Below are 11,487 nucleotides of genomic sequence, written 5' to 3' on the forward strand. Positions count from 1 at the left end.
ACGGGTCTCTCCTGCGGGGGAGCCCTCGGCATCCGCCGCGCGGCGCCCCGGCGCCGGGCACCATGCCGAACCGTCCCGGCGCCTCGCCCGGTTGGCCCGCGTACCGGCCGGCGCCGTGACCCCGGAGGTGACCCCGGCCGGACCCCGCGCCTACGAGCCCTTCGCCGCTATGACGCCCTGGAGCCGTCCCGCCACCGTCACCTTCGGGTCGCCCGCGTCGGCCGGCGGGACCAGAACGGCCTGGCTGGAGATCCACTCCTTGGTGAGGGTGTTGGTCACCTCACCCGTCGTCAGCGCCTTCACATCCGCGTTCACCTGCGGCTTGACGCCCTTCGCGCCCGTCAGCCGCTCGAAGTAGCGCGTGGCGAAGAAGACCAGCGCGCCGCCGTCCTCCGTCGCCAGCCCCAGCGGATCGAAGTCCCCGCTGCTGGCCGCCTGGTCGATGTACTGCGTCGTCAGACCCGGCAGCCGCTCCTTCTGCCTGCGGGTCTTGCGCCACTCGCTGGTGTGCGGCCCGTCCGCGAAGTGGTCCGGCTCGCCGTCCTCCAGATACGAGGCGTACTCCGCGCTCAGATCCTTCGGCGCCACCGACAGCCCCTTGCTGCCCGGCTCCACCGCCTCGCCCCAGCCCTCGCCGTCCGTACGGAACGCCGGGACCGCGTCCGCCGCGAGGATCGTCAGATACGGGACCTCCCACTTCTGGTCCGGCCCGTTGCGCAGGAAGACCAGCACCCAGCGGGTGTCCTGCGCGCCGCCGTTGTCCTGGTCCCGGTTGCTGTCGGTGTCCGCCACGAACCAGCGCGGCCAGCCCGCCTTCTTCGGGATCGTGAACTTCGCGTCCCCCAGCTCCAGCGGCTGGTGCTGGGGATTCCCGTTCGGGGACGTGATGGAACGCGCCTTCAGACCGGCCTGGTTGATCGCGCCGAGCGCGCCGGTCACCCGGTCCGCGTCGAGCGCCGGATCGTACGCCTTGTCCGCCGCGTTGTACGCGTCGGTGAAATCCTTCAGGGCCCGCTCGGCCTCACTCCGGTCCGCCGACGGCAGGACCGCCAGCTCCCCGTGCACCGTCACGCACCCGCTCGCCGTCAGCGACAGCACCGTCACCGCCGCGAGGGCCGCCACCGTCCGGCGCGTCGCCAGGACCGTTCCCCGCACCGGCCTTCCCCGCCTGCTCATCGGCCGCCTCTGCTCCTTGACGCCTGCCAGGACCCGTACCTCTGCCAGGACCCGTACGAACGGATCGCCACCCTACCGGGGCCAGGAACAGCGCGAGCGCCGGGACCAGATACAGGAACCAGACGGTGACCTGAAGCACCGTCGGGTCCGGCTGGAAGTTGAGGACGCCCTTCAGGAGCGTGCCGTACCAACTGTCCGGCGGGATCGTCGTACTGATGTCGAACGCCTTGTCCGACAGCCCGCCCAGGAAGCGCGCCTCCTGGAGGTCGTGGACGCCGTACGCGAGCACCCCCGCCGCCACGACCACCAGCATCCCGCCGGTCCAGGTGAAGAACCTGGCCAGATCGATCCGCAGCGCACCCCGGTAGAACAGCCACCCCAGGAGGACCGCGGTGGCGATCCCGAGCACCACCCCGATCAGCGGGGCGTGCGTACCGTCCGAGGAGGCGCGCACCGACGCCCACACGAACAGCGCCGTCTCCAGTCCCTCCCGGCCCACCGCCAGGAACGCCGTGGCGACCAGCGCGCCGGTCCCCGCCCGCAGCGCCGCGTCGAGCCTCCCGTGCAGCTCGGACCTGAGATGGCGCGCCGTCCGCCGCATCCAGAAGACCATCCAGGTCACCAGCCCCACCGCGAGGACCGACAGCGAGCCGCCCAGCGCCTCCTGCGCCTCGAACGTCAGCTCCTGCGAGCCGAATTCGAGCCCGAAGCCGAACCCCAGCGCGAGCACGACGGCGACCGCGATGCCGGTCCACACGGGCCGCAGCGCGTCGCGCCGCCCCGTCTTCACCAGGTACGCGATCAGGATGCAGACCACGAGGCTGGCCTCCAGCCCCTCGCGCAGGCCGATCAGATAGTTTCCGAACACGCCGGAACTCCTTTGTGATGATGCGCGGGTCAGGTGAGCAGCGCCCGGCCCCACCAGTCGTCCTCGTCCCGGACGCCCGGCGGGATCGCGAAGACCGCTGAACCCACGTGCTGGATGTACTCGTTGAGCGCGTCGGAGCGCGCCAGTGACCGCTGTACGGGGATGAACGCGTCCCGCACGTCCCGCTGGTACGCCAGGAAGAACAGCCCCGCGTCGAGCCGGCCGAGCCCGTCCGTACCGTCGGTGAAGGAGTAGCCGCGGCGCAGCATCCGCACCCCGTGGTGGGACTCCGGATGGGCCAGCCGTACATGCGAGGTCGGCAGCATCGCCGCGAGGTTCGGCCGGTCGTGCTCGCGCGCCTTGCCGACCGCCGCGCCCTCGCCCTTGTCCCGGCCGAAGACGTCCTCCTGCTCCTGGAGAGAGGTACGGTCCCAGCTCTCGATCCGCATCGAGATCCGGCGGGCGACGAGATACGAGCCGCCCGTGAGCCAGCCGGGCCCCTCCCGCGCGCCCACCCAGACGTACCGGTCGAGCGCGTCGGTCTCGGTGACGGCGATGTTGCTGGTGCCGTCCTTGAAGCCGAAGAGGTTGCGCGGGGTCTGCGCGCCCGGCGTCGTCGACGACGTCTTGCCGAAGCCGAGCTGCGACCAGCGCACCGCGACCTTCCCGAAGCCGATCCTGGCCAGATTGCGGATCGCGTGCACCGCGACCTGCGGATCGTCCGCGCACGCCTGGACGCAGAGATCGCCGCCGCCGCGCGCCGGATCGAGGTTGTCGCCGGGGAACCCCGGCAGGTCGACCAGGGCGTCGGGCCGGCGCGCGGCCAGCCCGAACCGGTCCGTGCGCTCCGTGCCGTGCGCGAAGAGCCCGGGGCCGAAGCCGACAGTGAGGGTGAGCCGGGAGGGCCGGAGCCCCAGCGCCTCGCCCGTGTCGTCCGGCGGCGCCTCGGCGAGTCCGCCGTACGCGCCCTCGCCGACCGCGTGCCCCGCCGTCATCCGCTCGGCGGCCCGCGTCCAGTCCTTGAGCAACCGGACCAGTTCCGCGCGGTCGCCGGTCGTCACGTCGAACGCCGCGAAGTGCAGCCGGTCCTGGACGGGCGTGGCGATGCCCGCTTGGTGCGCGCCGCGGAAGGGCACCGCCGCGCCGGTGCCGGCGGCGGGCCCCGCGGTGTCCCCGCCCCGGACCGCGGCCACGGCGCCGCCGGCCGCCGCGGCCCCGAGCGCGAGCCCGGCACCGCCCCAGCCGAGCAGGGCGCGCCGGGACGGGGCGGCCGGGGTGCCGCCCCGCTCCTCGTTCGTCTCTTCGGTGCCGGACATGCGCGCGGAGCCCTACTTCACCACGGCGGCGGCGAGCTTCGAGAGCGGCTCGGCCAGGGCGTTGACACCGTCCGACAGCTCCTTGCGCCCGGCCTTGCCGACCTTCTCGTACGACGTGAACGCGTACGGCTCGGACGAACCGGTCGCGTCCGCCGAGCCGGTCCCCGCGCCCTCCCGGTACCGGTCGAGCAGTGTGCCGAGCGCGGCGAACTGCTTGTCCAGCTCGGTCACCAGCGCCGGGTCGTTCTTCGCGGCCACCGGCTTCAGCAGCTCGTAGGAGTGCTGCGCGCCCTCGACATTGGCCTTGAAGTCGACGAGGTCGGTGTGGCTGTACCGCTCCTCCTCGCCGGTGACCTTGCCGGAGGCGACCTCGTCGAGGAGTTCCTTCGCGCCGTTGGCCATGGACGTCGGGGTGATCTCGGCGCGGCCCACCCGCTTCTGCCAGTCCAGCAGGTCCTTGTCGAGCGCGTCGGCGAGGGACTTCGCGTCCGGGCCGAGCTTCCTGTCCTGCCAGAGCTCCTTCTCCAGCCGGTGCCAGCCCGTCCACTTCTGGCCCGGCTCCAGGCCGTCGGCGCGTACGTCCACCTTCGGGTCGATGTCCCCGAAGGACTCGGCGACCGGCTCCGTACGCTCCCAGCCGATCCGCGAGGGCGCGTACGCCTTCTTCGCGGCCTCCAGATCACCGGCGCGCACGGCGTCGGTGAAGACCTTCACCTTCGGCAGCGTCGCGTCGGCCTGTGCCTGGACGTATGTGCGGTACGCGGCGACGGCGGTGTCCATCTCCGGGCTGCGCTCGGCGGCGGTCCCACCGGTCACGGTGACCTTCTGCCGGATGCCGGCGCCCTTCATGCCGGGCTTGCAGGCGATCTCGTACGTACCGGACTTCACCTCGGCGGTGATCTTCGCCTTCGTGCCGGGGCCGATGTTCTCGCGTTCGGTGACGATCCGGTCGTCGGGGAAGAGGAGATAGACCTCGGTGACCTTGGACCCCTGGTTCTCGACGGCCAGTTCGAGATGGCCGGCCGGGAACTCCGTCGCGGAGACCTCGCAGGCGTCGTCCTTCGCGGTGACCCGGACGGCGCCCGCGCCGCCCTTGGACTCGCTTTTCCCGGCGCACCCGGTGACGGCGGTCAGGGCCACCACCGCGGCGGTGGCGGTGACGACGGAGAGACGGGCAGGTCGCATACGGGGCTCCACGAGGGGCGGGAAACGGATGGGATCCGAACAAGGCAACGGACAACGGAACAAAAGGAAGACAGGGCGGTAATGCCGATATCGCCGGAGAATGCGGCGGGCTCAACTTAACTTAGGCTTACCTCAGCGGTACCCCCTCGTCCAGTGATTCAGCTCTCACTCACGCCCCGGAGCGACACCCGGACACAGGCAGGTCACAGCGGCCCCTCGGCCGCCCCACGACAGGGCAAAGCAGGGGTCAAGGACGGGGTGCGGGGAGCGGACCCGCGGGTCGGCCGGGACGCTTGGGCACGATCAGCGGGACGCCGGTACTGGGGTGCGGCAGGACCTCCACGGGCTGGCGGTAGACCCGGCTCAGCAGTGCGTCGCGGAAGACCTCGGCGGGCGGCCCCTCGGCCGCGATCCGCCCGTCGTGGAGCACGGCCGTACGGTCCGCGTGGGCCGCCGCCAGCCCCAGATCGTGCAGGACGACCACGACCGCGTCGCCCGCCGCCGCGCGCTCCCGGCAGAGCCGCAGGACGAGTTCCTGGTGGCGCAGGTCGAGCGCGGCGGTCGGCTCGTCGAGCAGGAGCAGCGGGGCGCGCTGGGCGAGGACCCGCGCGAGCGCCACCCGGGCACGCTCGCCGCCGGAGAGCGCGGAGAAGGGGCGGGCGGCGAAGCCGGCGACCTCGGTGGCCGCCATCGCCGCCGCGACCGCCTCGTCGTCCTCGTCCTCCCGTACGGTCCCGGCCCAGGGCGCCCGGCCCATCCGTACGACGTCCTCGACCGGGAAGGGGAACGAGAGCGTCGCCGCCTGCGGCAGCACGGAGCGGCGCAGGGCCAGTTCGGCCGGGGCCCACTCCCGCACGGGGCGCCCGTCGATCCGTACGGTGCCCCGGTCGGCCGGCAGATCGGCGGCGAGCGCGGCGAGCAGGGTGGACTTCCCGGCCCCGTTCGGCCCGACGAGGGCGACGACCTCGCCCGCCCGCGCGGTCAGCTCGATCCCGGACAGCACCTCGCGCTGCCCGAGCCGCACATGGAGCCCGGACACCTCCGCGACGGGGGCGCCGGGGGCCACGGGGGAGGGCAGCGCGCGCCCCCGCCTGGCGAACAGTCCACCGACCGCGGTACGCAGACTCATGCCCAACCACCTTGCCTACGACGGGTCCTGCGGAGCAGCCAGAAGAAGAACGGGCTGCCGAAGAGCGCGGTCAGCACCCCCAGCGGAAGCTCGGCGGGCGCCGCCACCGTACGGGCCGCCAGATCGCCCGCCACCAGGATCAGCGCCCCGCCGAGCGCGCTGCCCGGCACCAGGAAACGGTGGCCGGGCCCGTGCGCCATCCGCAGCAGATGCGGCACCAGCAGCCCCACGAACGTGATGATCCCGGCCACCGCGACCGCCGCCGCGGTCAGCAGCGCGACCACCAGCACCAGCAGGATCCGCAGCCGCTCGACATCCACGCCCAGATGACGCGCGGGCCGTTCACCGAGCGCCAGCAGATCCAGCTTCCTGGCCGAGAACGGCGCGACCGCCAGCCCGGCCACCGCGCACGGCAGCACCGCGAGCACCTTCGGCCAGGTCGCCTGGGCCAGCGAACCGAGCTGCCAGAAGGTGATCTGGGTGATCTGCGCGTTGTCCGCGAAGAAGATGAACAGCCCGATCAGCGCACCCGCGAACGCGTTGACCGCGATGCCGGTGAGGATGAGCGTGACCACCTCCGTACGGCCGCCGGAACGGGACAGCGCGTACACCAGCAGGACCGTCCCGAGCCCGGCGACGAACGCGCAGACCGTCACCGTCCAGTTGCCGAGGAAGCTCAGCCCCAGCGCGATCGAGGCGACCGCGCCGACCGCCGCGCCCGACGAGATCCCGATGACGCCCGGCTCGGCGAGCGGATTGCCGAACACCCCCTGCATCAGCGCGCCCGCGCAGCCGAGCGACGCGCCGACGAGCAGCGCCAGGGCGACACGGGGGAGCCGTACGTTCCACAGGACGCTCTCCCCGACCCGGTCGAGCGGCGCGCCGCCGAGCCCCACCCGGTGCTGGAGGGAGGCGAGGACGTCCCCGAGGGGGATGTCGTACGCGCCGATCCCTGCGGAGAGCAGACAGAGGACGACGAGCCCGCCCGCGAGCCCGGCGGTGAGCAGCACGGTGGCCCCGGGGCGCCGCCGCGCACCGGGGGAGGCACTCGGGTCCGTGTTCGTGCCGGTGCCTGTGTCGGTGTCGCTGCCTGTGCCTGTCGGCGGAAGGCTCGGCGCCTTCCCCGCCTCCGGGGTGCGCGCGGTGGAACCGGTGGTCACGTCTCGTGCCGTCCCGTCACTTCTCGCCCGCGTAGAGCTGTCCGACGATCGACTTCAGCACCTCGTCGGTCCGCGGGCCGTAGTTCAGCAGCACCCCGTCCTCGACGGAGACGACCCTGCGGTCCATCCCGGCGGGGGTCTCCGCGACGCCCGGGATCTTCACCAGGCCGTCGAGCCCGTCCACCGACGCGAGCCCCTTCGTCATCACCAGGATCGCGTCGGGCGCGGCCTTCACCAGGGCCTCGCTGGTGATCGGGGTGAAGTCCTTGGTGAGCCCCGACTCCTTGCCCGCGTCGACCGCGCCGGCCGCCTCCAGCAGCGAACTCGCCCCGGAGCCGGCGCCGCCGAGCAGATAGACCGAGGCCGAACCGCGCAGGTAGAGGAAGGCCACGCGCGGCTTCCGCTCGCCCTCGCGCGCCGGAACGCCCTTCTGTACGGCGGCGATCCGCCGCTCCGTACGTTCCTTCAGCTCCGTGCCGGCCGCCGTGACCCCGAGCGCCGAGGCCACCGCGTCGATCCGCTCGCCGACGTCGGCGAGGCCCTTGGCCGGCTCGACGACGAGGAGCGGGATGCCCGCCGCCCTGATCTGCCCGATGGCCTCGGCGGGGCCCGTGGTGGTGTCCGCGAGGACGAGGGTGGGCCTGAGCGAGAGGACGCCCTCGGCGGAGACGTCGTGGGCGCGCGTCACCACGGGCAGCTTCGCGGCCTGTTCGAACGTCGCGGTGATGTCGCGCGCCACGACCCGCTCGCCGAGGCCGAGGGTGAAGACGATCTCGCTCAGCGATCCGGTGAGCGGCACGATCCGGTCGGTGGAGGTGACGGTGACCTTCCTGCCGTCCGCCGAGGAGACGGTGACGGGCAGCCGGGGCTCGGGCCTCGCCGTCAGCGGCTCCAGCCGGTCGGCGGCCCCGGCCGCCTGCGCGGCGCGCTGCTCCGTACCGCCCTTGCCGCCGCCCGCTCCCGTACCGTCCGCGCCGCTTCCGCCGCAACCGGTGGCGGCCAGGGCGAGGGTGAGCACGGAGACGAGCGCACCCGCCAGGCGTGATCTGCGCACGGAGTGCACCGTCCTTCTTCGGGGAGTCCGCTTCTCCGGGGGCCGGCGCGGATTCCGGTGTCGAGGCTTCTGTGACGGAAGGGTTCCGGCACAGGCTTGAAGTAGCTTAGGTTAGCCTTACCTCTGTTGCCAGACCTCGGGCTGTTCCACGTCCGGAGTCCAGATGCGGGAGTGACCCCATGCTGTCCTTCAGACCCGTACGCGCCTTCCGCGCCGGGCTCTTCGCCGGATACCCCGGCGGGTTCCCCGTCGCCCTGCTCGTCGCGCTCCTCATGGCGCTGCCGGTGGCTCTGCTTCCGGCCGCGGGCGCGCACGCGGCGGACCGTACGGTGCAGGGCGGCAGGCTGGACTGGGGCATCAAGTCCTCCTTCCTCGGCTATGTCACCGGGCCCATCGCGCAGGGCAGTTGGGGCCTGACGGGGGGAGCGGCCACGGTGGGCAGCCAGTTCAGGTTCCACTCGGCGACCGGTGCGTACGACCCGGACAGCGGCGCCTTCAGCGCCGGGTTCTCCGGCGGCGTACGGTTCGTCGGCCACCAGAAGTCCGACGGCTCGTACGAACTCGACCTCACCCTCTCGCGTCCCACCGTGCGGATCTCCGGCGGCAAGGGCACGCTCCACGCCGACATGGTCAGCAAGGCGAAGGGCTCGGGCAAGGTCACCACGTCCTCCCAGGTCCCGTTCGCCTCCCTGAACCTCTCCGGGATCGACATGCGCGGCGGCTCCTCGCCGGTCGCCCTCGGCAACGTCCCCGCGACGCTGACCACGCAGGGCGCGACGGCCTTCGCCGGGTACTACACGGCCGGTACGGCGCTCGACCCCGTCAGCCTCTCCGTGGACGTCGCCGCCGCGCCGAGTACGACGCCGCCGCCGCCGTCGTCGTCCTCGCCGGAGGGCGAGGAGAAGGAGAAGGGCGCCAGGACCCCGGAGGAGTCCGCGTCCGCCGCACTCAGGGAGGCGGCCGTCGACTGGGGCGTCCGCCGTACGTACCGCGAGTACGTCACCGGCTCCATCGCCCAGGGGAAGTGGACGCTCGGCGACGGCGCCCAGGACGGCGGCGCGCTCTTCCGCTTCCCGCGGGGCAAGGGCACGTACGACGCGAAGACGGGCACCCTCGACGCCGACTTCGCGGGCAGCGTCCGCTTCACCGGCACCCGGCTCGATCTGACGCTGAGCAAGGTCGCCGTGGTGGTGAAGGACGGCAAGGGCACGCTCTTCGCCGATGTCACGGACGCGGCCGAGGGCAGCCCGCCGCGCGAGGCCGTCCCCCTCGTCACCTTCGCGGCCGGGGACTTCACCCCGAAGGACGGCCTCGCCGCCCTCACCGAGACCCCCGCGAAACTGACCGCGCAGGGCGCGAAGAGCTTCGGCTCCCTCTACCCGGCCGGTACGGAGATGGACCCCGTCTCGCTCGCCGTCACCGTCGACGCGAAGGCGAAGCTCCCCGCCCTGCCGGACCTGGGCAGCGACACGTCGACCGCCACGGCGACGCCCACGCCGTCCGGCACGGAGTCCGCCGCGGCCACCGACGCCGGGACCGGGCCGTCCGCCTCCTCCGCTCCGTCCGCGTCCTCCATGGGCGCGGGGACGTACACGGCGATCGGCGCGGGGGTGGCGCTCGCCGCCGGACTCGCCGTCCTCGTGACGCGCAGGCGCAGGGCCGCCAACGCGCAGGGCGACGCCTCCAGTTCCTCCGGTCCTGCCGATTCTTCTGGTCCTGCCGGTTCCTCCGGTTCCACCGGTTCCCCGGGCCCGTCGGATCCCTCCTGACGGCCCGCCTCCCCCACACGTCTCGCACGTACATACGTGCACTCCCGCCTCACACCCATCGAGGAGCCCCGCCCATGGCAGCAAACCGCCGCCCCATCGCTCTCGCCGCCGCCATCGCGACGGCGGTCACCCTCGGCGCGACCGTGCTCACGCTCCCGGCGCTCGCGTCGGGCGGACAGGACGCCGCGCGGGCCGCGGCCCCGGCCGCCGCGCCGGACGTCGTCCTGAAGGACGGCACCCTGGACTGGGGTCTCAAGGAGTCCTTCCGCAAGTACGTGACGGGCATCGCCGCGGGCACCATCACGCCGTCGGACGGCGCCACCCAGGCCACCGGGAACGGCCCGTTCACCTTCGTCGGCGGCGCGGGCACGTACGACTCCGCGAGCAGCGCCGTGGCCGCGGAGTTCGACGGCGCCGTCCGCTTCTCCTCCGCCGCCCACGGCTTCGACATCAAGATCGCCGACATCAGACTGGTCACCTCGGGGACCACCGGCGCCATCGAGGCCGACGTCACCCTCAACGGCGCCACCCAGGACGACATCGAGCTGGCCGCCATCGATCTGACCGGCATCAGCCCCGAGAACGCAAACGGCACGATGGTCTTCAAGGACATCCCCGCCACGCTGACCGCCGACGGGGCCAAGGCGTTCAACGGGATGTACGCCGAAGGAACCGAGCTGGACAAGGCGACCCTCTCGGTCGGGTACGAGACGGCTCCCACCCCGACGCCCACCCCCACACCGACCCCCACGCCCACCCCGACCCCCACCCCGACGCCGACCCCGACGACTCCCCCCACCTCGACGGCGCCGACCACCGGACCCACCCAGTCCACCGGGCCCACGGCCGGACCGAGCGCCACGACCCCGGCGCCGGACCCGTCCGCCGAGGACGGCGCGATCGTCGACGGCAACCTCGACTGGGGCGTGAAGGAGTCCTTCCGGTCGTACATCACCGGCCCGATCGCCTCCGGCAAGGTCGAACTCGGCGACGGCGCCACCCAGCCCGGCGGCGCCGCGTACCGCTTCCCGAAGGCCACCGGCGACTTCGACGCGGACGCGGGGACCCTCGACGCCTCGCTCGGCGGTACGGTCCGCTTCCTGGGCCACCAGGAGTCCGACGGTACGTACGTGCTCGACCTGCGGCTCAGCGGTCTCCAGGTGAAGGTGGAGGACGGCAAGGGCACCCTCGTCGCGGACGTCTCCACCAAGGACCGCGAGACGCACAAGGTCTCCTCCTACAAGGGCCTCACCTTCGCCACCCTGGACGTACCGGCCACGCTGCCCGCCGCGCAGGACGGCGTGCTCACCCTGGGCGCCGTTCCCGCGACGCTCACCGCCGACGGGACCAAGGCGTTCGGCGGCATGTACCCGGAGAACACGGCCCTCGACCCGCTGACCCTCTCGGTCTCCCTCGACGCCGACGCGCACCTGCCCGGCGCGACGGGCGGCGCCACGGGCGGTACGTCGGGCACCACCGGCGGCGGCACGACGGGCGGCACGACAGGCGGTACGACCGGCGGTACGGGCACCACGGGCGGCACGGTGGGCGGCGCCACCGTCGGCGGCGGCACGGGCGGCGCCCTGGCCTCCACCGGCTCCGGCCTCCCCGCGGGCGCCCTGCTCGGCGCGGCGGGCGCGATCGCGGCGGCGGGCGCGGCGGCGGTCCTCGTGGCACGCCGCCGGGGCTCGGCCCAGGCGGAGCCCACGGCCTAACTCCCCCTGGAGCGAGGAAGGCCCAAAGCCCCCGGGCCCAAAAGCGTCCCCGGGGGGTGCGCCCCTGCCCGGTGGGGACGGTAGTCAGTGCGCAGTACCCAGTACCCCGGTGCGC

At 73.2% G+C, this 11,487-nt stretch carries 9 protein-coding genes; 2 read left to right on the top strand and 7 right to left on the bottom strand.

What is annotated here, in order from left to right; all coding sequences use genetic code 11:
- Window positions 1–150: 150 nt before the first annotated feature.
- The 7 genes from ACFXPK_RS12610 to ACFXPK_RS12640 all read right to left on the bottom strand — a co-directional run bounded on the left by ACFXPK_RS12610 (window position 151) and on the right by ACFXPK_RS12640 (window position 7,888).
- A complete protein-coding gene (locus tag ACFXPK_RS12610) occupies window positions 151–1,071 on the bottom strand; it encodes a hypothetical protein (protein WP_384992175.1) in 921 nt (306 codons plus the stop codon).
- Window positions 1,022–2,044: an iron uptake transporter permease EfeU gene (gene efeU, locus ACFXPK_RS12615; protein WP_384992178.1), complete on the bottom strand. Its 1,023-nt coding sequence runs from the start codon at window positions 2,042–2,044 to the stop codon at window positions 1,022–1,024. The genes ACFXPK_RS12610 and efeU overlap by 50 nt, the downstream gene beginning before the upstream one ends.
- 29 nt (window positions 2,045–2,073) lie before the next feature.
- The gene (gene efeB / locus ACFXPK_RS12620; RefSeq protein ID WP_385074525.1) at window positions 2,074–3,360 is read right to left on the bottom strand and encodes an iron uptake transporter deferrochelatase/peroxidase subunit; all 1,287 of its coding nucleotides are present in this window, start codon (window positions 3,358–3,360) and stop codon (window positions 2,074–2,076) included.
- Between the two features lie 12 nt (window positions 3,361–3,372).
- Window positions 3,373–4,545: an iron uptake system protein EfeO gene (gene efeO / locus ACFXPK_RS12625; protein WP_385074528.1), complete on the bottom strand. Its 1,173-nt coding sequence runs from the start codon at window positions 4,543–4,545 to the stop codon at window positions 3,373–3,375.
- Between the two features lie 247 nt (window positions 4,546–4,792).
- Window positions 4,793–5,674, bottom strand: a complete 882-nt coding sequence (locus ACFXPK_RS12630; RefSeq protein WP_385074530.1) for a heme ABC transporter ATP-binding protein — start codon at window positions 5,672–5,674, stop codon at window positions 4,793–4,795.
- On the bottom strand, window positions 5,671–6,684 hold the full coding sequence (locus ACFXPK_RS12635; RefSeq protein WP_385074580.1) for a FecCD family ABC transporter permease: 1,014 nt from the start codon (window positions 6,682–6,684) through the stop codon (window positions 5,671–5,673). The genes ACFXPK_RS12630 and ACFXPK_RS12635 overlap by 4 nt, the downstream gene beginning before the upstream one ends.
- 166 nt (window positions 6,685–6,850) lie before the next feature.
- Window positions 6,851–7,888 carry a hemin ABC transporter substrate-binding protein gene (locus tag ACFXPK_RS12640; protein WP_385074532.1) on the bottom strand — a complete coding sequence of 346 codons (1,038 nt, stop codon included), beginning with the start codon at window positions 7,886–7,888 and terminating at the stop codon, window positions 6,851–6,853.
- Window positions 7,889–8,067: 179 nt separating this feature from the next.
- Between ACFXPK_RS12640 and ACFXPK_RS12645 the strand changes: the two genes are divergently transcribed.
- Together ACFXPK_RS12645 and ACFXPK_RS12650 are read left to right on the top strand one after the other, a co-directional pair.
- Window positions 8,068–9,657 carry an HtaA domain-containing protein gene (locus tag ACFXPK_RS12645; protein ID WP_385074535.1) on the top strand — a complete coding sequence of 530 codons (1,590 nt, stop codon included), beginning with the start codon at window positions 8,068–8,070 and terminating at the stop codon, window positions 9,655–9,657.
- A gap of 74 nt (window positions 9,658–9,731) precedes the next feature.
- On the top strand, window positions 9,732–11,372 hold the full coding sequence (locus ACFXPK_RS12650) for an HtaA domain-containing protein (RefSeq protein ID WP_385074538.1): 1,641 nt from the start codon (window positions 9,732–9,734) through the stop codon (window positions 11,370–11,372).
- The last annotated feature ends 115 nt before the right edge of the window (window positions 11,373–11,487 follow it).

It is taken from the genome of Streptomyces sp. NPDC059142, assembly GCF_042755665.1.
Taxonomy (GTDB): domain Bacteria; phylum Actinomycetota; class Actinomycetes; order Streptomycetales; family Streptomycetaceae; genus Streptomyces.